Origin of the sequence: Skermanella sp. TT6 (assembly GCF_016653635.2) — a bacterium.
GTDB classification, from domain to species: domain Bacteria; phylum Pseudomonadota; class Alphaproteobacteria; order Azospirillales; family Azospirillaceae; genus Skermanella; species Skermanella cutis.
The window spans coordinates 2,895,058-2,914,426 of sequence record NZ_CP067420.1 but is presented as its reverse complement, the minus strand read 5'-3'; the positions used below and the strand labels follow the sequence as shown (position 1 = coordinate 2,914,426).

The window sequence follows — 19,369 nt, the reverse complement described above, 5'->3', positions numbered from 1 at the left end:
GGTTTGCCATGACCGAAACCACCCTGACGCTCTACCTGACGCCGCTGGACCTTCTCTTTTTCCGCGACGGCCGGTCGTTCGACGCGGGCGCACGCCTCGAATCCGGGCTCCCTATGCCGCAGACGCTGGCCGGCGCCTTGCGCTCCCACCTGCTGGCCCGGCTCGGCTGCGACTTCCGACGTCTGACGCGGAGTGTCCAGGCAGGGCAGGGATTCGCCGACGCCCTGGCGGCGCAGGGCGGAACGCTGGCCTGCGCCGCTTCGATGGCCTTGCGCGGACCCTGGCTGGCGCTGGACGGACAGCCGGTCGTGCCCACGCCTTCGACCCTGCATCGTGAGAAAGGGGGACAGGAAATCTTCCGGCTCGATCCCCTGGACGGCGACCTGCCGGGCTGGACGACCGCGCCGGGTCCGCGATTGCACCCGCTCTGGATGCGGACACGGACCCGCACCGAACCTGCGGGCGGTTTCGTCACGTTGGACGGCCTGCGCGCCTATCTCGATGGCGGGGTTCCGGGCGGCGAACACTTCGTCAAGCCTTCGGATCTCTTCCAGGTCGAGACCCGCTCGGGCATCGCTGTCTCGGGAGGGAGCAACACGGCCGCCGAGGGGATGATCTTCACCAACGGCTTCCTCCGACTGGAGGAAGGTGTCGGATTCATCGCCGAAGTCGCGGGCCTGACCCCCGCCGCCGCCGAGTTGCTGAGGGAAATGCACCTGCTGCGATGGGGCGGAGAAGGGCGGCATGTCGCCTGCGAGGTATCCTCACAGCCGATCGGTTGGCCCTCCGGCCCGGTGGCGGCGGCCGGAGGACCGCTGGCCGTGCTCACCACTCCGGCCTTCCTGGCCGGCGGCTGGCACGGGCGCGACTGGAAACCCCTGGCCGCGTCGGTCGGGCCGGCGCCGGCGGTCTCCGGCTGGGACTTGGCGCTCGATGGGCCGAAGGCGACCCGATTCCTGGCGCCTGCCGGCAGCGTCTACTTCTTCCGGCGGGGAGAGGACGGCGCGCTCGGCTCGCCCAGCCTGCACGACGGAGAAGACGGGGGACTTGGATATGGGTGTTTCGTGACCGGGGGATGGAATTATGCCTGAGGGATCGCTTCTGTTTCTACATGCCCTGTCCGGATTGCATCCCGGCTCGGGCGCGGCGCTCGACGCCATAGACCTGCCGGTGCAGCGCGAGCGTCATACCGATTGGCCGGTGATCCCCGGTTCGTCCCTCAAGGGTGTGCTGCGCGCCGCCACCAGGCCGGCCGAGGAACCTCGGCAGGATTGGTATTCCGTCTTCGGTCCGGAAACGGCCGAAGCCGACAAGCATGGCGGCGCCCTCGCCCTGACCGACGCGCGCCTTCTAGCCTTTCCGGTCCGGTCGATCAAGGGTGTGTTCGCCTGGGTGACGTGCCCGGCGGTGCTGCATCGCTTCCGGCGCGACGCGGCGCTGGCCGGGTGCGCGGCGGAACTGCCCGGCGTTCCGACGGTCGCCGACCACACCGTCCTGTGCGCGGCCGGCAACCTGACGGTGGACGGCGAGACGGCGATCCTGGAGGAGTTCGACTTCCGGCGCGCCGGCGATCCGGGGGACTGGGCGGCGGCGCTGGCGGCGCGCGTCACCGATGACGCTGCGGTGCGGGAACGGATGCGCGGCTATCTGGCGATCCTGTCGGACGATGATTTCACACATTTTGCCCGCTACGCCACCGAGGTCACCGCCCGCATCGGGTTGGACGCCGAGACGAAGACGGTCAGGAGAGGGGCGCTGTTCTACCAGGAGGTCCTGCCGACCGAGACCCTGTTCTATGCCCTGGCCCTGGCCGAGGGCAGCCGGAACGAGAAACTGCGGATGACCGCCGCGGAGGTGATGGCCTGGCTTGCCGGCCGCTCCCCTCGGATCGTGCAGATCGACGGAGACGAGACCATCGGTCGGGGACTGTGCGCCTTGCGCCTGCAAGGGCGGGAGGTCCGGGCATGAAGCCGACCAACAAGGGCCGTGACGCCCGGAACCCGTCCCAGGCGCCGCCGGCCGGACGGCAGGAGCCTCCGCGACGCAAATCCCTGGAACAGTCCCTGGACCAGCGCCGGGCCGCCCATGCCTGGAACGCCGTGCAGGAAATGGGCAAGAGCCCGGATGCCAAGGCGGCCGGAGATTTCGCCGGCCACGCGAAGAAGCTGCCCATGCGGATCCGTGCCGCCGGGCTGGGCCAAGCGTTGGCCTTCGTCGCGGCCAAGGCGAAGGCTCGCGACGCGAAGAACGCCAAGCCCGGCTTGGTCGCGTTGCTGGAGACGCTGAACTGCTGGGTGCTTGACCAACGCGAGCTTCGCACGACCAGCGCGGGTGACGATCCCCATGCGCTGATCCAGGAGATCACATCGCGGGACTCCGCCTTCCTCAAGCGGGCGACGGCGGAGACCATGTCGTATCTCCTGTGGCTGAACCGCTTCGCCGAGGCGGAGGGGCTGCGCGGGAGCGACGAAGATGCCGCCTGAACTCGGCTCCGGCCCCTTCGTCTCTCTCGGCCTGCCGGCCCTCCTGTCCAGGATCCCGGCGGCGCGTTGCCATCCCGGCCTGCAACTGGACAAGTTCAGCGCCGGCGGCACCCAGAAGGAGAACCAGAGGCCCGTTCTCGACCTTGTCTGCGAGGCTGACGGCGACCCGGCGCTCCTGGCGACCCTGCGCGGCCGGCGCCGGGCGATGATGTTGGCGGATCTCGGAGCCGTCATCACCGAGGTCCGCACCGCCGGGCCGCTGACCCTGCACCTGTCGCGCGCCTCGGCGCTGGAGAACGCGGGGATCTGCCTGCACCCGCTCTACGGCTTCGTCCATCTGCCGGGCAGCGGCTTGAAAGGCATGGCCCGGGCCTGGGCGGAAACCGTCTGGATGCCGTCCCAAGGGGATGCCAAGGCGGCCCAGGCGAGGATCGACCAGGTCTTCGGCACCGGTCCGCGCAAGGCCGGCCGCCGGCTTGCCGAAGAACCCGAAGCCGAAGGGCAGGCCGAAGTCGAGGCTTCCGTCGACGGGTCCGGCGCGGTCGGCTCGGTGGTGTTCCATGACGCATGGCCGACCGTCTGGCCCAAGCTGGTCCGCGACATCGTCACCAACCATCATGACGGCTACTACCAGGGCAAGGAACCGCCCGGCGACTGGTTCGAACCCAAGCCCGTCTCCTTCCTGTCGGTCCCGTCGGGCGAGACCTTCGAGATCGCGGTATCGCCTCGTGCCGCCGGCGACGCCGTCCTGGCGGAGCAGGCGATGCAATGGCTGCTGGCGGCCCTGTGCCATCGGGGCGCCGGTGCCAAGACCAACGCGGGTTATGGTGCCTTCCGGCCGGTCCGGGGCGCCGTGCCGGCGGCGCCAGAGGCGGCGGGAATCTCCCGCAGCTTCACCCTCACCCTCGTGGCGCCTGGCTTCTTCGCCGGTGCCGCTCAAGGGCAAGCGGACTGCGAGCTGAGGCCGGCCTCCCTGCGCGGCTTGCTGCGCTGGTGGTGGCGCACCCTCTTCGCCGGCCATCTTCCGCTGGCGGACCTGAAGGAGTTGGAAGCGCTGATCTGGGGCGATACCCGGCGCGCCGGCGCGGTGCGGCTGACGGTGGAGCCGACCGGGCAGCCCGCGGCGTCCATCCCCTATGACAAGAAGCGCTCCTCCACGGGCCTGACCAAGCCGAAGGACAACAAGACGGTCCAAGGTCTCTGGTACGCATCCTACGGCATGGACGAGCCCACCGGCAAGCCGCGTCAGCGTTACCAGTCGCCGCCCGGGAATGCCTGGATGGTCACGCTGACTGCACGGCCCACCGGCAAGCTCGGCCCGGCGCCGGCGGATGCCCTGGACCATGCCCAGGCGGCGCTGTGGCTGCTCGCCCGGTATGGCGGAGTCGGTGCCAAGTCCAGGAAAGGCTTCGGCGGCTTCGCCGACATCGCGGTTCCCGGCATTGGGTCCGTCGCCGACTGTCTCGCCCTTGTCCGCCGGAGCGGAGCAGGTGAACCCCGGCCGGTGGACGCCCCCGACCTGCACGAGGCATCCGCCGCCGGCCTGATCGCCGAATGGCGGCTGGCGAAATCGGACCGATGGGAAACGGTCATCGACCGCGCCGGCACCGTGCTTCAGCAACTCGCCAAGGACCAGGTGCCTAAGCAGAAGCGCATCGCGCTCGGCCTGCCGCGAAACCGTATCCCATTCGCAACCAGGCTGAAAAGGCACGCGGCACCCTATCACCTGCACTTCGGCCGCACGGTCGATGGTGTACCGGTACTGCGGTTCATCGGCTTCCCCGCCGAGCGGCTGCCGGACCGCCGGAACAGCACGGCGATGCTGAAGGAATTCCTGGCTCGCCTGGACCGGGAATTCGGCGAGGCGTCGGGCAGCGGGCCGGGCAATGCAGGGCCGCGGCGCCCCGCCGGGCCGGCGGCGGCCGAATTCCCGCGCCGGGCTCTGCTGGACGGCGAGCCCGTGACGGTGCTCGGCCGCGTCGGCAATGACTACCGTATCCGGTTCTCGGACGGCGACACGGATTTCAAGCCCGTGTCCCGAGTGAAGCTCGTCGACTGACGGGCGATCGCGTGATCAACCTCAAGATTCCGAAAGCCCCATCCCATGGACCATCGCGTGATCTTCATGAGCATCGGCACGGGCAATCCCGCCAAGCTGGAGGAGACGCTGTACACCCCGCTCGGCATGTCGCTGACGACCGACGCCTGGCACGCCGCCGTCCTGCTGCCGTCGCTGGAGACGCGGGTGCACGCGGAGGAACTGGCGCGGCGTTACCCCGACGTTCCGATCCGCATCGCGCCGCTCCCGGCGGCCCGGCAGGAGGACAACCCCGACGCCTGCTTCGACCACTTCGACAGGGAGATCGCCGCCGTGCTGGGCGCCGGCATCCCCGCCGACCGCTGCGTCGCCGACATCACGCGCGGCACCAAGGCGATGAGCGCCGCCCTGGCGATGGCGGCGGTCCGCCACGAGATCCCGGTCCTGCGCTACATCACGGGGGAGCGGGACAAGGCGAACCAGGGCAACATCCGCGCCGGCACCGAGGACGTGGTGAACGCCCGGACGCTCCACGTCACCGCCCGGCGCAAGCTGGACGCGGCACTCAGGCTGTTCCGGAACGGCAGCTTCGCCGGGGTGGCGACGCTGATCGAAGACCCGGCCGCCTCCCCGGACGCGGTGCCCGAGGGAATGCGGCCGTGGTTCGCCGGCATCCTGGCGCTGGCCGGGTTTTACGGAGCCTGGGACCGCCTGGATTTCGGCACCGCCGCCGCCCGCGCTCCGGCCGCCGGGTCGGCCGTCCTGCCGCCGGGATGGGAAGGCTTCGACGTCGATGAGGAAGCCGCCGGATGGCTCCGCTCCCTGGCCGCCGTCGAAAAGGCACGAGAGAAGGAACTGCGGGACGGGGACATGCCGGCTTTCGCGCGGCATGTCGGTCGCCTGACCGCCGAACTGATCGCCAACGGCCGCCGGCGCATCGCCCAGGAGCAGTTCGAGGACGCCTCCCTTCGCGTCTACCGCTGCACCGAACTGCTCGGCCAGGCGCACCTGTTCGCCCGCGGCCACGATACCGAATTCATGGACCCGGAGGATCCGGAAGTCGCCAAGTTCGCGAAAAAGAAAAAGGGTATGAATGCGATCACGGAGAGCAGGCGCAAGCCCGAGGACGGAGCCGCACGACACCTTTCGTTCGCGCGTGAGGCGGCTGTATTGTTCCTGCGTCACTTGAAAGTGCCGGCCGGCGAGATGTTGCATGTTTTCGGCAACGAGGAGAGCGTCAAGGCGCGCAACACCAGCCTTCTGATCCACGGCTTCCAGGCGACCGGCCCGCGCGACGCCGCAATCCTGGCGGGTCATTTCGACAAGCTGGAAGCCTTCCTCCGCGACACGTTCCCCGACGAGGCGCCGGGCTGGATGGCAATGGCGTCCCGGGTGCCTTACCAATCCCGGGAACCCAGGGTCGGGGAGACGGCGGCGCCGTGACCGTCCTGTATGTCACGCAGCCGGGCTCGGTCGTCCGCTTCGAGGGCGGCACGCTGACCGTCTGGGCGGAGGAGGAGCCCGACCAGGACGATGCACCGCGGCGCCGGCGCAAGCTGGCCGCGATCGAGCCGCACCGGCTGGAGGCGGTGGTATTGCTGGGCACCACCCATATGACCGCCAACGCCATGCGCCTGTGCGCCGCCAACCGGGTCGCGGTGGCGCTGCTCGACTCCGGGGGCAACCTCGCCGCCCGCCCGGGTGGTTCCTCCCGAGTCCCGCACCGCCGACCTCCGCCTGCACCAGTATCGGGTCCACCATGACCCGGTCGAGCGGCTTGTCCGGGCCAGGGCCGCGGTGGCGGCGAAGCTGGCCAACGCCTCCCAGGTGCTCCGGGGCGCCCGGTCCAACTACGCTTCGGACGAACTGACCGCCGCCATGCAGGCGCTGGCCGACAGCGAGTCGAAAGTCGCCGACTGCGTCGATGCCGGCCAGTTGCTGGGCATCGAGGGCACCGGCGCCCGGCATTATTTCGGCGGGCTGTCCTCCGCTTTCCGGGCGGACATCCGGTTCGCCGCCCGGGCCAGGAGACCGCCGCCGGACCCCGCCAACTCGCTCCTCTCGTTCGGCTACGTGCTGCTGTCCAACCGCATCGCCGGCCTGCTGGAAGCCCGGGGCGCCGATCCCTGCCTCGGCTTCTTCCACGAACTGCGGCCCGGCCGGCCGTCGCTGGCGCTGGATCTGCTGGAGGAACTGCGTCACCCGGTGGTCGATCGGCTGGTGCTGCGCCTGTGCAACCTGCGCAAGGTCCGCCCCGATCATTTCGAGGAAGACCCCGAACGGCCCGGCGGCGTCAAGCTGACGGTCGAAGGGCGCCGCCTGTTCCTGGAGGAGTGGGAGACCCATCTCGCCCGGCCGCTGCGCGAGGTCGGCGTCGGCGCCGACCAGCGGCTCGACGTGCATCGTCTGGTCCAGCGGCAGGTGGACCGGATGGTCGCCGACCTGCGCGGCGGCGAAACCTATCGCCCCTACCGCTTCGGCGGGTAGCCGGGAGCGGGGACGGCGCGATGCTGTGGAACGAGCCGGACGACGAATACTGGGAAGACCCCTGGGACGAGGCTCTCGGCTTCGACATCCCGCTCAGAGGAAAACAGCCGGTGAGCCGCTATATCGTCTGTTACGACATCATCCATGACCGCCGCCGGGCCCGGGTCGCCGAATGCCTGGAAGGCTGGGGCGTCCGGGTCCAGAAGAGCGTCTTCGAAGTGGTGCTGGAGAAACAGCATCTCGCCGTGATGATCCGTCAGCTCGGCCGATTGATGGACGCCAAGCACGACAGCGTCAACATCTACCCGGTCTGCGCCTCCTGCGACAGCCGCCGGGTGGACCTGGGTGCCACGGTGGAAAAACCGGTTCACCAAACCTACCTCATCCTGTAGGGTAACGGAGATCGGTCGGCGGGCGGCCCGGACGTAACCTCCGGACAAGCCGTTTTTCCGCCGAGGTTACGATCGTGGCTGGATCTTTGAATCTGTTGATATTTTCGGTTCATGGCCTGGCCGCTCAGGCTCGCTCACGGCCGGCGGTGAAGGAGGTTACGATTTTCTGCGTGGTAAACGCCTGATCTGCAAAGAGTTTCGAGGGGTCTCTCTCGCGACTACCGCCCCGCTGATGAGGGGATTGAAACGGCAGGGACCGACTCCGCGGGCATATCGCCAACCATGGCCTCGCGACTACCGCCCCGCTGATGGGGGGATTGAAACGAGGCGCTTCAGCGGCGATGGCGCCGACCGAGGCGTCTCGCGACTACCGCCCCGCTGATGAGGGGATTGAAACCAGAGCGAGGCACGCGGCACATGGCTTCTCGCACGGCGTTCTCGCGACTACCGCCCCGCTGATGAGGGGATTGAAACGGCAACTTTTCGCCCGTTTCCGGATCCTGATAGGCCTCGCGACTACCGCCCCGCTGATGAGGGGATTGAAACGGTTGACCACCGCACCGACGAGGCGATAGCCGACCTGCACCTCGCGACTACCGCCCCGCTGATGAGGGGATTGAAACGGGCCGCCGCTTCGTCGTTGAAGGGGGCGTAGGACACCTCGCGACTACCGCCCCGCTGATGAGGGGATTGAAACGGATGGGCGCCCAATCGGCCCTAGACAGCAGCGGGGTACTCGCGACTACCGCCCCGCTGATGAGGGGATTGAAACGGTGGCGACAGCTTCCGGCGAAGGGATGATCGGGCGGGGACCTCGCGACTACCGCCCCCGCTGATGAGGGGATTGAAACATGGGCGCCGCCGGGGCAGGGACCGATTCGGCCGGCATGCCTCGCGACTACCGCCCCGCTGATGAGGGGATTGAAACGACCGCGCGAGGATCGCCGCCCGTGGTGATCGGGGTCAGGCTCGCGACTACCGCCCCGCTGATGAGGGGATTGAAACCCGCGCCAGGCCCGTATGCAGGCGCGCGGCGCGGACGCAGGCCTCGCGACTACCGCCCCGCTGATGAGGGGATTGAAACCTCGGCCTTGAGGCGGAACAGGGTACGCTCCAGCTCCCTCGCGACTACCGCCCCGCTGATGAGGGGATTGAAACCAGGACATCGGCGGGGAGGTGGTTTCGGTGTCGGTATACTCGCGACTACCGCCCCGCTGATGAGGGGATTGAAACCCGTGATCAGGCTGATGACGATGGCCTTCTCGTTGCCGTGCAGCTCGCGACTACCGCCCCGCTGTTGAACGGATTGGACGGTCTCCAGGTACCTTCAATGCAGATCCACGACCTTTTCCGTCGCGGCGGATATAACTTCTTCGCGGGTGAAGCTTCCTTATCGCTCTTTTGCTGGTTGGGAGGGTGCGCGTCCCGCGCACCTCGAGCGGCGGGACGCCGCCCCTCCACGCAAGGCAGTGCTCGGCCCACCGGTGGTTTCATGGCAAGTCCCGTACAAGAAACCGCGGATTGACGTTGACACATGATGGCGCGCCCTCCGCCGGATCGGGGCATGCCGCTCGCACGATGACGGCCATCGTCGCCACGGCACGGCACGGGAGGAATGATCCTTTCGGACCGGGCCGGGCCGGGCCGGCTGCGGCGGAGTGTCATGGGCGGTGCCCCCGCGCCGCGAAGACGGTTGCGGGATCGCGCTTTCGTGATAGTGATCGGGACGGTCAAGGCTGGGAAGCCGTCTCCGCCTGTCCGGATCGATCTTTGATGACATTCGATGACATTCTTCGACGGATCGGGTGCCCTGGACGGTGACGGCGGGCTGGATCGCCTGACGCCGCTTCTTTTCGAAACGATGGGCGGGGTCACGGTGCGGCCGTGGCGGCTGTCGCTGACCACCCTGGGGGTGCGGGCGAGCGTTCCGATGCTTCGGGGTGTCTGGGGGGCCGCGTTGCGCGATGCCGACCCCGGCCTTTACGAACAGGTGTTCGTGGGGGCAGCCGAACACCGGGGGCCGGAGGCGGTGCGGCTGCCGCGCTACGTCCTGCGCGCCGCCCCGCCCGATCCGGACGACGCGCCGGCGCTGGATTTCATCACCATCGGGCTGGAGGCGGCCCAGGACGCTGCGCTGCTCGCCGCCTGGGCCGTGGCCCTGCGCCGCGGGCTGGGTCCGGACCGGGTTCCTTGCGACCTGAAGGCGGCGACCCTGCTGAGTCCCAACGGACGGCTGCGCGCCGGCGCGGAGGAGGGCGCGGAGGCCAACTCCGAGCCCGGCTGGTCGCTCGACCAGGCCCGCTGGCCGCTCGCGGGCGATCCGCCGGTGACGCCCTGCCGGCTGGTCTTCGACGCTCCCCTGCGCATCCTGCGGCAGGGGCGGCTGGTGACCGCTCCGACGCTGACCGACATCGTCCTCTCGGCCTCGCGGCGGCTGGCGGCGTTCCTGCCGCCGTCGCTGGCCGGCCGCGCCTCCGGACTGGCCGAGGCCGCCCGGGCCGTGGCCTCGGTCACGCCCCAGCGGCCGTGGCAGGGCGCGCGAACCGACCTCGTCCGCTGGTCCTCCAGCCAGCAGGCGGAGGTGGAGATGCGCGGGGTCAGCGGCTCGCTGGCGCTGCCGCGGGGGCCGGGGTCCCTGTGGCCGCTGCTGCTGGCGGGCACCTGGCTGCACCTGGGCAAAGGGACGGTCTTCGGCCTCGGGCAGCCGGCCGTGGAGCCGCTGGACTGACCGGATCGCCGGGGCGGCGGGGGGCGTCAGAACTTCGGCACGCTCGCCAGCAGGGTGCGGGTATAGGGATGTTTCGGGGCGGCGAACAGGGTGCGGCGCGGGGCCTGCTCGACGATGCGGCCCTGGCGCATCACGGCGACGGTGTCGCTCAGGGATTCGACGACGGCGAGGTCGTGGCTGATGAAGAGGTAGGCGAGGCCCAGGTCCGCCTTCAGCCGGTTCAGCAGGTTCAGGATCTGCGCCTGGATCGACACGTCCAGGGCGGAGACCGGCTCGTCCAGCACGATCAGGCGGGGATCGGCGGCCAGCGCCCGGGCGATGCCGATGCGCTGGGCCTGCCCGCCGGAGAGCTCGTGGGGATGGCGGTCCAGGAATTCGGGCCGCAGGTTGACCAGGTCCATCAGTTCCTCGACGCGGCGGCGCCGGTCGGGTTTGGGCATGCCCAGCAGGTGGATCAGCGGCGCTTCCAGGATGGCGGCGACGGTCTTGCGCGGGTTGAGCGCCCCGGACGGGTCCTGGAAGACGAACTGGACCTTGCGGTGCAGCTCCCGGGAGCGGCGCCGGCCGACCTCGGCGCCGTCGATCAGGACGGTGCCGGAGGTCGGTTCCTCCAGGCCGACCAGCAGGCGGGCCAGGGTCGATTTGCCGGACCCGGATTCGCCGACGACGCCCAGCGTCTCGCCCGGGCGGACGCCCAGGCTGACGCCGTCCACCGCCTGGATCCGCGGCTTGCGGGACCAGCCGCCGCCGAAGCTCTTGTGCAGGTCGCGGGCTTCGAGCAGGGGGGCGGTCATGCCTCGCGCGCCCTGATGCAGCGCGACGCCCTGCCGGGGGCGAGGGGGTCGAGCTCGACGTCGGCGGCCCGGCAGCGGTCGATGACCCGGTCGCACCGGTCGGCGAAATGGCAGCCGCGGGGCAGTCGGTTGACCGCCGGGGGCAGTCCCGGGATGGCGTCCAGCGCGCGCTCCGGCCGGCCCAGGACCGGCACGCAGGACAGCAGCCGGCGGGTATAGGGGTGGCGCGGGTCGCGCAGCACCTCGGCGACCGGTCCGGTTTCCACGACGCGGCCGGCATACATCACCATCACCCGGTCGCAGAGGTCCGACACCACGCCGAAGTCGTGGGTAATGAACAGCAGGGCGGTGTCGCGCTCGCGGCGCAGGTCGCGCAGCAGGTCCAGCACCTCCGCCTGGATCGTCACGTCGAGCGCCGTGGTCGGCTCGTCCGCGATGATGATGTCGGGATCGTTGGCCAGCGCCATGGCGATGCCGATGCGCTGGCGCTGCCCGCCCGACAGCTCGTGCGGGTACGAGGCGGCCCGCCCGGCGGCGTCGGGGATGCGGACCCGGTCCATCAGCTCGATGGCGCGGGCCATGGCGTCGGCCCGGCCCTTGCCCTGGTGGCGCCGGATCGTCTCGGCGATCTGCTCGCCCACGGTCATCAGCGGGTTCAGGGTGCCCAACGGGTCCTGGAAGATGCAGGCGATCCGGTTGCCGCGCAGCTCCTGGAGTTCGGAGAGGGGCAGGCACAGCAGGTCCCGGCCGCGGTAGCGGATATGGCCCTTGACGATGCGCCCCGGCGGCGTCGGGACCAGCCCGAGGATCGAGAGGGCGGTGACCGACTTGCCCGATCCGGACTCGCCCACGATGCCGAGGCATTCGCCGGGGGCGAGGTCGAAGCTGACGTCGTCGGCCGCCTTGTAGCGCTCCCCGCCCAGGAGGAAATGGGTGCTGAGATTGCGCACGCTCAGCAGCGCCGCGGGATCGGGCGGGTCGCCGGCGAGGGAGCCCGCGTCCGGGGCGACCTCGGTCGCGGCGCCGGGGCGGACCAGCCCGCCGGAGCGGAGGCGGGGGTCGAGCAAGTCGCGGATGCCGTCGCCCACCAGGTTGATGCCGATCACCAGCAGCAGGATCACCAGCCCGGGGATCAGCGCCACGTGGGGGGCCACCAGCACGAGGCTGCGCGCCTCCCCCAGCATGGAGCCCAGGTCCGCCTGCGGCGGCTGCGCGCCGAGGCCGAGGAAGCTCAGGCCGGCGGTTTCCAGGATCATCCAGCCGAGCGTGGTGGACAGGGTGATGACGATGACCGGCAGGAGGTTCGGCAGGATTTCGCCGGTCAGGATGGAGAGATCGCCCTGGCCGCCGAGGCGCGCCGCGTCCACGTAGTCCCGGCGGACGAGGCCCAGGGTGACTCCCCGCACCGATCGGGCGAAGAACGGGACATTGACGATCGAGATCGCGAACAGGGCGTTGAGCAGGCCGGGACCCAGCGCCGCGACGATGGCCAGCGCCAGCAGCAGGTAGGGGAAGGCCATCAGCATGTCGATCGCCCGCATCAGCACCGTGTCCACCCAGCGGCCGTAGAAGCCGGCGACGATGCCGATCAGCGAGCCGACCAGGGCGGCGGCCAGGGCCGCGGCCGCCCCGACCGCGAGGCTGACGCGGGTGCCCCAGACGATGCGGGACAGCATGTCCCGGCCGAGCTGGTCCGCGCCCAGCAGGTGGCCGGGGGTGAAGGGGGCGGCCAGCCGCGCCGGCAGGTCGGTGGCGTTGGGGTCGGGCAGGGGCAGGATCGGCGCCGCGACGGCGGTCAGCACGATCGCCGCCAGGATCGCGAGCCCCAGCACGGCCAGGTGGTTCCGCCGCAGCCGCGCCCACCAGCCGGGCCGCTGCGAGGGGCGGGGGGCGGTCTCCGCGACGGCGGGAGCTTCGGCCGCGGTCATGTGCCGATCCTCGGGTCGAGCATGTGCTGCACCAGGTCGGCCGCCAGGTTGATCAGGACGTAGCAGGCGGCGACGACCAGGACGCCGCCCTGGACCAGCAGGATGTCGCGGGTCGAGATCGCGGTGACCAGCATCCTGCCGATGCCGGGCCACTGGAACACCGTCTCGATATAGACGGCGCCGCCCAGCACGAAGCCGGTCTGGATGCCGATGACCGGCACGATGTTGACCAGGGCGTTGCGCAGCGCGTGCTTATAGGTTATCATTCCTTCATCAAGGCCCTTGGCGCGCGCGGTGCGGACGAAGTCCTGGCGCAGCACCTCCAGCATGGTGGACCGGGTCAGGCGCGCGATCACGCCGGTCGCGACCACCGCCAGCGTGATCGCGGGCAGCGCCAAGTGGTGGAGCAGGTCGGCCAGGTCGCCGCCGCCATAGATCGCGTACATGCCGCTGACCGGAAACCAGCCGAGCTGGACCGAGAACACCAGCACCAGGATCAGGCCGAGCCAGAAGGACGGGGTGGACAGGCCCACCAGCACCAGCAGTGTAAGGATTTTGTCCTGCCAGCCATATTGCCGGACGGCGGAGACCACGCCAGCCGCGAGGCCCAGGACGGTGCACAGGACGAGCGACGCTCCGGCGAGCAGCAGCGTCGGGCCGAGCCGGTCGGCGATCTCGTCCAGGACCGGGCGGTTGAGGCTGTAGGACCGGCCGAAGTCGCCCTGCAGCAGGTTGCCCAGCCAGATTCCGTACTGCTCGACCAGGGAGCGGTCGAGCCCCAGTTCCTGGCGGAGGCCGGCTACGTTCTCCGGCGTGGCGAAGCTTCCCAGGATGGCGAGCGCCGGGTCGCCGGGGATCAGCGCCATGATCAGGAACACGATCACCGAGATCCCGAACAGGACCGGCACGATCATCGCCAGCCGGCGAAGCGCGTAGGACAGCATCGGCACGGCTCCCTAGCCGCCGGACTTGGAGACGTGGGCGAGGTCGAGCAGGAACGACGGCTGGAGCTCGAACCCCTTGACGCGGTCCGTGGCGACCCCGTTCTGCTTCCAGTTCGCGACGAAGGCCCAGGGGGCGTCCTCCCGCACGATGCGCTGGATCCGCTTGTAGAGGTCGGCCCGTTCGTTCCGGTCGGTCGATCGCCGGGCCTCGACCAGCAGGCGGTCCACCTCCGGGTTGGAATAGTAGCCGGAATTGAACCCGCCGCTCTCGGGTAGCGCCTCCGTCCGCAGGGTCAGGAAGGGCAGGGTGTCCGGGTCGTTGGTCATCCAGGCCATCTGGGCCATGTCGGCCCGGCCGGCGAGGCCCTGGTTGACCAGTCCCAGATAGGTGTTCCACTCGTAGGTCTGGATATTCACCTTCAGGCCCACCTTGGCGAGGTCGGCCTGGATCGCCGTCGCCATGGGGATCGGCGCCAGCATGCCGGAGCCGCCCTCCGCGACCAGGAAGGTCAGCTCGGCATTCTCGGCCCCGGCCTCGCGCAGGAGCTGGCGGGCGCGGTCGGGATCGTGGGGATAGGGTTCCAGGGTGTCGTCGTGGGCCCACTCGAAGGCGGCGGGCACGATGCCGTCGGCGACAGTCGCGGTGCCCTGGAGCACCTGGTCGACCAGCGCCTGCTTGTCGATCGCAAGGTTGACCGCCTGCCGGGCACGCGGGTCCTTGAAGGGACCTTCCCGGGTGTTGAGGATCAGGAACCAGAGATGCGGGCCGGCCTGCTCGTACAGGGTGAAGCCGCCCGCCTTCCGGAGCAGGTCCACGGCGTCGGGCGGAACCTCGACCATCAGGTCCAGGCCGCCGGCGAGCAGTTCGGTCAGCCGGGTGTTGGCGTCGGTCAGCGGGCGGAAGATAACGGCCTGGAGCGTCGGCGCGCCGTCCCAGTAGTCGGCGTTGCGCTCCAGCACCACCTTGGCGTTGCTCTCCCACTGGGCGAACCGGTAGGCGCCGGTCCCGACGGGCTGGCGGCCGAACTCCTTGCCGGCGGCGCGGACCGCGGCGGGGGAGACCAGCAGGCCGGTCGGGTAGGCCAGGTTGGACAGCAGCGGGGCGTAGGGTTCCTTCAGGTGGAACCGGACGGTCAGCGGATCGACCGCCTCGGTCCGTTCCACCGCGCTGAAGAAGAAGGCCAGCGGGAACGGGCCGGTGTCGTGCTGTGGGTGCCTGTCGTCGAGCATGCGGTCGAAGTTGAACTTGACCGCCTCGGCGTCGAACGGCGTCCCGTCGTGGAAGGCGACGCCGTCGCGCAGATGGAAGGTGTAGGTCCTGCCGTCCTCCGAAACCTTCCACGAGCGGGCCAGCGCCGGCTCGACCTCCAGGGTGCCGCTCCGGAACCGCACCAGCCCGTCATACAGGTTCATCAGGATGCGGAAATCGTTGGTCGCGGTCACGGCGTGCGGGTCCAGCGACTTCGGTTCGGCGATCTGGCCGACGACCAGGACTTCGTCGGGGATCTGGGACGCCGCGGGGTTGCGGATCGCTTCCGCCGTCAGCAGGAAGGCCGCCAGGGCCATGCCGATGGCTGCCGCCACCCAAGTCTTGCCTGCCATTCCGGACCTCCCCGATATCCAGCCGTCCTTTCGGGAACGACTGGAGGTGGCTGTTGTTCCGGGCGGCGGAACTCTCGGGAGGTCAGGTCAGGCCGGCGTAGATCGCCTTCAGGTCCACCGAGCAGCCCAGCGAAGGCAGCCCGACCAGCCCGTGCCCCTCGAAGCGGAGGCTGGTCCAGGAGCCGGAAAAGCGCCGGTGGACCTCGACCAGCTTGTCCGAGCAGGAGGCGGCGAAATAGGCCTGGAGCGACGGGACCTTGAGATAGGCGTCCCGCCGGGCGCGCCAGCGCAGCTCGCTCGGGTCCCCCTCGTCCACGTCGACGGCCAGGATCGGTGCGGCCGGCCGGCTGCGCCCGAGCGAGCAATGCCCCTGGACGACCACCACGTCGGGCCACATTTCCTCGCCCGCCGGGCCGTGGATGACGACGCCGCCGCTCAGCACATGGAAATCCTGGCGGATCGGGCAGGCCCGATGGATGGCGACCAGCAGGTTCGCCGACACGGCCGCATGGGACAGCCGGCCGCCGTCGTCGCCCTGGCCGGTGTCGAAGTGAAGGGCGCCGCTCCCCTGCATGGCGGAGCGGCTGGGAATGAGGCTTCCCGGCATGGTACAAGAATCCGTTGCTGTACGTGGAATCCGCGACCGCGGACCGTGCCGCCCGCGCATCGTGTCGACGGTGCTTTCCGGGGGCGGCAGGGGACAAGTAAACTGGCACGTATCGAACGGGATGACAATGATCCTTTAGACTTCTATCAACCACGAATGATTTGATAAAACTGTATCGATACATCCGTATGCTTGGACAGGCGGGTCCTGTTCTTCGCCCGTATGCAGCGATCGGGAAGACCGGGATGGCAGCGTGACGACTCGCAGGCGCAGTTTGATGGAGCATCCGCTGTGCGGCGCCGATCTCCGCACCCTTTCCACCGTCCTGGCGCGCAACGGTCCCGTTCCGGTGGCATATCTGCCGCAGGCGGTGGCGGCCTTCGGCTCGGCCCTGGGGCGGCTGCCGTTCACGGCGGCGGAGCGGGCCTGGACGGCCTGGCGGCTCCGCCGGGAACCGGACCTCCCGCCGCCGCTGTTCATCCTGGGCCACTGGCGGAGCGGCACCACCCACCTCTACAACGTCATGAGCCGGTCGCCCCGGTTCGGCTTCGTGCCGCCGCTGGCGGTGGGGCTGCCCTGGGACGTGCTGACCCTCGGCCGGCTGCTGCGGCCGTGGCTGGAGCAGGCGCTGCCGGAGAGCCGCTACATCGACAATGTCGCGGTCAACCCGGACAGTCCCCAGGAGGACGAGATCGGGCTCGCCAACATGATCCCGCTGTCGTTCTACCACGGGATCTATTTTCCAAGCCGGTTCGACGAGAACCACGCCGCCGGGGTCTTCCTCGACGGCTGCGGCGAGGAGGATATCCGGCGCTGGCGGGACGCCTTCGTCTATTTCCTGCGCAAGGTGGCGCTCCAGCAGGGGCGCGACCGGCTGCTGGTCAAGAACCCGGTCCACACGGCGCGGGTGGACCTGCTGCGGGCGATCTGGCCCGACGCGAAGTTCATCCACATCCACCGCGACCCGCACGAGGTCTTCGTCTCCACCGTCGGCTTCTATCGCAAGCTGCTGGCGCAGTTCGCCCTGCAGCCCTACGATCATGTGGATGTCGAGCGCGTCGTGCTGGAAACCTATCCGCGGATGATGTCCGCCCTGATCGAGCAGACCCGCGACCTGCCGTCCGACCGCTTCGTCGAGGTCGCTTTCGACCGGTTCGAGCGGGATCCGCTGGGCGAGGTCGCACGGATCTACCGGACGCTCGACCTGCCCGGGTTCGAGGAGGCGAGGCCGCGGTTCGAGGCGTACCTGCGCACCGTGAAGGGCTATTCGAAGAACAGCTACCGGCAGGACGAGGCTGTCCGGCAGCGGGTCCGGCAGGCCTGGGCTCCCTACGTGGAGCGCTTCGGGCGGGAGGCGGCGGAATCCGCCGGGTGAGGCTGGCGGCCCTGGCGCTGGTGCTGACGCTGGCGGCGGGGCCGGCGCGGGGGGCGACCTGCGGACCGGTGACCCTGGTTGACGAGGCGACCGGGCGGGTGGTGGTCGGGGCGGAGGACATCGCCCTGGATGCCGGGAGCGGCCGGGCCGTGATATCCGCCCATGACCGGCTTTCCGGGAACGACCCGGGGGGCGGGCTGTACGAGCTGGGCCTGGAACGGCTCGAACCGGGTGAGGTGCGGGTGCGCGACCTGGCGGACGGGGCTGTCCGGCGACCCCACGGGATCGACCTTTACGAGGGGAAGACCCTGTTCGTGGTGGACCGGGGCGACGGGGCGGCCGGCTCCACGGCGGTCCGGATCATCGGGCTGTCCGACGGGGAGAGGCGCCGCGTGGAAAGCGCGCTGCTGTGCCGGGCCAACGACGTGGCGGCCCTGGACGGGGAGCGGTTCCTGTTCACCGCAGATCATGGGACCTGCGGGAGCCTCGGCGTCGCGGCCGAGAACGTCCTGGGGCTGGAGCGGGGCTTCGTCGGGTATTTCGACGGCGGGGCGGTCCGGGCGGTCGTTTCCGGCCTGGATTTCCCCAACGGCATCACGGTCGATCGGCGGCGGGGCGACGTCGTGGTGGCCGCGACGCGGGGTCGGGAGTTGCTGGTCTATGGGCTGGCGGATCTGATGGAGGGCAAGCCGGCCCGCCGCAGGATCCCGCTCGACGGTGCGCCGGACAATCTCAGCCTTTCCGCGGATGGCGAGTTGCTGGTGGCGCTGCATCCGGCCCTGTGGCGTCTGGCGCTCCATCGCTATGGGCTGCCGGGAGGAGAGCGGGCGCCGTCGCGGATCGAGGTGCTGGACCCGGAAGGCGGCGCGCGGCGGATCTTCGAGGATGACGGCACGCGCCTGTCGGCGGCGACGGTGGCGGTGAGGTGGCGGGACAGGCTGCTGATCGGGTCCGTGCTGGGCGAACACCTGCTTCTGTGCCGCTGATCAGGCGGGATCGCGCAGCGTGTCGGCGAGGGTCTCGGCCAGCGGGCGCGGCGTGAAACCCAGGTCGCGGCGGGCCTTCGACGTATCCAGCTCGACCCCGGCCAGCGCCAGCCGCACGCCCGTCAAGGGAGCCTGGGGAGGACGGTGGGTCACATGGTCGGCCAGCCATTCCGACGCATGGGCGGCGGCGAGGGCGAGCCGGCCGGGGATCGCGCGGCTCCTCCCCGAGTACCCGGTCAGCGACGCCACCCGGTCGATCAGGTCGGCCATGGCGACGGTCTCGCCGCCCAGGATGTAGCGTTCGCCGATGCGCCCGTGCTCGGCCGCGAGGATGTGGCCCAGGGCGGCGTCCCGCGCATCGACCAGGTTCAGCCGGCAGGGCAGGTGGAGCGGCATGGCGCCGGCTGCGAGCATGCGGAGCATCCGCGTCGGCGGCGTGCCGTTGGGATCGCCGGGGCCGACCAGGGCGGTGGGATTGACCACGACGACCGGCAGCCCGCCGCGGGCCGCCTCCAGGGCCGCCCGTTCCGCCAGGAACTTCGACCGGCAATAGGGGCCGGCCATGTCGTCGAGGCCGGTGCGGGTGTTCTCATCGACCATCCGCGGGCCTTTGGCGGGCCACGGGATCAGGACGGCTTCGGTCGAACAGTGGACGATGCGGTCCAGATTCCGGCGCGCGGTCTGCTCCAGCACGATCTCCGTGCCGACGCGGTTGACCTGATCGAACCCGGACTTGTCCCGCAGCCAGAGATGGGGGATGCCGGCCAGATGGTAGAGGCGATCCATGCCGTCGAGGGCCTGGGCCACTGCCGAAGCGTCCGTGACCGACCCGATGACGGCATCGACGCCGGGGGGCAGGGAAGCGGACCCGGCGGTATCGAGCACGCGGACGCGCTCGCCCCGGGCCAGCAGAGCGGCGACCAGATGCCGGCCCAGGAAGCCGCATCCGCCGGTGACCAGCGAGGCGGTCATGCCGGCAGGTCGAGGAAGTTGATGCCCGTCATT

The 19,369-nt window shown here is 70.0% G+C and carries 17 protein-coding genes; 11 read left to right on the top strand and 6 right to left on the bottom strand.

Features of this window, described 5'->3' with window-relative positions; translation table 11 throughout:
• Window positions 1–8: 8 nt before the first annotated feature.
• From cmr3 to cas6, 9 genes are all read left to right on the top strand, one after another.
• On the top strand, window positions 9–1,091 hold the full coding sequence (cmr3, locus tag IGS68_RS13735; protein WP_201080851.1) for a type III-B CRISPR module-associated protein Cmr3: 1,083 nt from the start codon (window positions 9–11) through the stop codon (window positions 1,089–1,091).
• The gene (gene cmr4 / locus IGS68_RS13730) at window positions 1,084–1,968 is read left to right on the top strand and encodes a type III-B CRISPR module RAMP protein Cmr4 (RefSeq protein ID WP_201080850.1); all 885 of its coding nucleotides are present in this window, start codon (window positions 1,084–1,086) and stop codon (window positions 1,966–1,968) included. The genes cmr3 and cmr4 overlap by 8 nt, the downstream gene beginning before the upstream one ends.
• On the top strand, window positions 1,965–2,483 hold the full coding sequence (gene cmr5 / locus IGS68_RS13725) for a type III-B CRISPR module-associated protein Cmr5 (RefSeq protein ID WP_201080849.1): 519 nt from the start codon (window positions 1,965–1,967) through the stop codon (window positions 2,481–2,483). The genes cmr4 and cmr5 overlap by 4 nt, the downstream gene beginning before the upstream one ends.
• The gene (gene cmr6 / locus IGS68_RS13720; protein WP_201080848.1) at window positions 2,473–4,542 is read left to right on the top strand and encodes a type III-B CRISPR module RAMP protein Cmr6; all 2,070 of its coding nucleotides are present in this window, start codon (window positions 2,473–2,475) and stop codon (window positions 4,540–4,542) included. The genes cmr5 and cmr6 overlap by 11 nt, the downstream gene beginning before the upstream one ends.
• Before the next feature lie 45 nt (window positions 4,543–4,587).
• The gene (locus IGS68_RS13715) at window positions 4,588–5,964 is read left to right on the top strand and encodes a TIGR02710 family CRISPR-associated CARF protein (protein WP_201080846.1); all 1,377 of its coding nucleotides are present in this window, start codon (window positions 4,588–4,590) and stop codon (window positions 5,962–5,964) included.
• The gene (locus IGS68_RS35545) at window positions 5,961–6,284 is read left to right on the top strand and encodes a CRISPR-associated endonuclease Cas1 (RefSeq protein ID WP_247881322.1); all 324 of its coding nucleotides are present in this window, start codon (window positions 5,961–5,963) and stop codon (window positions 6,282–6,284) included. The genes IGS68_RS13715 and IGS68_RS35545 overlap by 4 nt, the downstream gene beginning before the upstream one ends.
• Window positions 6,223–7,008, top strand: a complete 786-nt coding sequence (gene cas1, locus IGS68_RS13710) for a CRISPR-associated endonuclease Cas1 (RefSeq protein WP_247881321.1) — start codon at window positions 6,223–6,225, stop codon at window positions 7,006–7,008. The genes IGS68_RS35545 and cas1 overlap by 62 nt, the downstream gene beginning before the upstream one ends.
• 20 nt (window positions 7,009–7,028) lie before the next feature.
• A complete protein-coding gene (cas2, locus tag IGS68_RS13705; RefSeq protein ID WP_201080844.1) occupies window positions 7,029–7,400 on the top strand; it encodes a CRISPR-associated endonuclease Cas2 in 372 nt (123 codons plus the stop codon).
• A 1,783-nt stretch (window positions 7,401–9,183) separates the two neighbouring features.
• Window positions 9,184–10,128, top strand: coding sequence for a CRISPR system precrRNA processing endoribonuclease RAMP protein Cas6 (gene cas6 / locus IGS68_RS13700; RefSeq protein ID WP_201080842.1), 945 nt, complete (start codon window positions 9,184–9,186; stop codon window positions 10,126–10,128).
• A 26-nt stretch (window positions 10,129–10,154) separates the two neighbouring features.
• Here the strand turns inward: cas6 and IGS68_RS13695 are convergent, their stop codons facing one another.
• From IGS68_RS13695 to IGS68_RS13675, 5 genes are all read right to left on the bottom strand, one after another.
• Window positions 10,155–10,922, bottom strand: coding sequence for an ATP-binding cassette domain-containing protein (locus IGS68_RS13695; protein ID WP_201080840.1), 768 nt, complete (start codon window positions 10,920–10,922; stop codon window positions 10,155–10,157).
• Entirely contained in the window at window positions 10,919–12,850 is a 1,932-nt protein-coding gene (locus IGS68_RS13690) for a dipeptide/oligopeptide/nickel ABC transporter permease/ATP-binding protein (RefSeq protein ID WP_201080838.1), read from the bottom strand. The genes IGS68_RS13695 and IGS68_RS13690 overlap by 4 nt, the downstream gene beginning before the upstream one ends.
• Complete coding sequence (locus IGS68_RS13685; protein ID WP_201080836.1) at window positions 12,847–13,794, bottom strand: ABC transporter permease; 948 nt, start codon at window positions 13,792–13,794, stop codon at window positions 12,847–12,849. The genes IGS68_RS13690 and IGS68_RS13685 overlap by 4 nt, the downstream gene beginning before the upstream one ends.
• Window positions 13,795–13,806: 12 nt before the next feature.
• Window positions 13,807–15,396 (bottom strand): ABC transporter substrate-binding protein, encoded by a 1,590-nt coding sequence (locus tag IGS68_RS13680; RefSeq protein ID WP_201080833.1) that lies wholly within the window; start codon window positions 15,394–15,396, stop codon window positions 13,807–13,809.
• Window positions 15,397–15,478: 82 nt separating this feature from the next.
• Window positions 15,479–16,003: a Uma2 family endonuclease gene (locus IGS68_RS13675; RefSeq protein ID WP_201080831.1), complete on the bottom strand. Its 525-nt coding sequence runs from the start codon at window positions 16,001–16,003 to the stop codon at window positions 15,479–15,481.
• Between the two features lie 253 nt (window positions 16,004–16,256).
• Here IGS68_RS13675 and IGS68_RS13670 point away from each other — a divergent pair, with 253 nt between their 5' ends.
• Window positions 16,257–17,378 (top strand): sulfotransferase family protein, encoded by a 1,122-nt coding sequence (locus IGS68_RS13670; protein WP_247881320.1) that lies wholly within the window; start codon window positions 16,257–16,259, stop codon window positions 17,376–17,378.
• A complete protein-coding gene (locus IGS68_RS13665) occupies window positions 17,375–18,364 on the top strand; it encodes a hypothetical protein (protein WP_201080829.1) in 990 nt (329 codons plus the stop codon). The genes IGS68_RS13670 and IGS68_RS13665 overlap by 4 nt, the downstream gene beginning before the upstream one ends.
• Here IGS68_RS13665 and IGS68_RS13660 read toward each other — a convergent pair whose 3' ends face one another.
• Window positions 18,365–19,336, bottom strand: coding sequence for an NAD-dependent epimerase/dehydratase family protein (locus IGS68_RS13660; RefSeq protein WP_201080827.1), 972 nt, complete (start codon window positions 19,334–19,336; stop codon window positions 18,365–18,367).
• Between the last annotated feature and the right edge of the window lie 33 nt (window positions 19,337–19,369).

Excerpts from the sequence above, each read along its gene's own strand:
- IGS68_RS13675 (WP_201080831.1), bottom strand. The coding sequence starts at position 16,003 with ATGCCGGGAAGCCTCATTCCCAGCCGCTCCGCCATGCAGGGGAGCGGC.
- IGS68_RS13660 (WP_201080827.1), bottom strand. The coding sequence starts at position 19,336 with ATGACCGCCTCGCTGGTCACCGGCGGATGCGGCTTCCTGGGCCGGCAT.
- IGS68_RS13685 (WP_201080836.1), bottom strand. The coding sequence starts at position 13,794 with ATGCTGTCCTACGCGCTTCGCCGGCTGGCGATGATCGTGCCGGTCCTG.
- cas6 (WP_201080842.1), top strand. The coding sequence starts at position 9,184 with ATGACATTCTTCGACGGATCGGGTGCCCTGGACGGTGACGGCGGGCTG.
- cmr6 (WP_201080848.1), top strand. The coding sequence starts at position 2,473 with ATGCCGCCTGAACTCGGCTCCGGCCCCTTCGTCTCTCTCGGCCTGCCG.
- cmr3 (WP_201080851.1), top strand. The coding sequence starts at position 9 with ATGACCGAAACCACCCTGACGCTCTACCTGACGCCGCTGGACCTTCTC.
- IGS68_RS13715 (WP_201080846.1), top strand. The coding sequence starts at position 4,588 with ATGGACCATCGCGTGATCTTCATGAGCATCGGCACGGGCAATCCCGCC.
- cmr5 (WP_201080849.1), top strand. The coding sequence starts at position 1,965 with ATGAAGCCGACCAACAAGGGCCGTGACGCCCGGAACCCGTCCCAGGCG.
- IGS68_RS13690 (WP_201080838.1), bottom strand. The coding sequence starts at position 12,850 with ATGACCGCGGCCGAAGCTCCCGCCGTCGCGGAGACCGCCCCCCGCCCC.
- IGS68_RS13680 (WP_201080833.1), bottom strand. The coding sequence starts at position 15,396 with ATGGCAGGCAAGACTTGGGTGGCGGCAGCCATCGGCATGGCCCTGGCG.
- cas2 (WP_201080844.1), top strand. The coding sequence starts at position 7,029 with ATGCTGTGGAACGAGCCGGACGACGAATACTGGGAAGACCCCTGGGAC.
- IGS68_RS13695 (WP_201080840.1), bottom strand. The coding sequence starts at position 10,922 with ATGACCGCCCCCCTGCTCGAAGCCCGCGACCTGCACAAGAGCTTCGGC.
- cmr4 (WP_201080850.1), top strand. The coding sequence starts at position 1,084 with ATGCCTGAGGGATCGCTTCTGTTTCTACATGCCCTGTCCGGATTGCAT.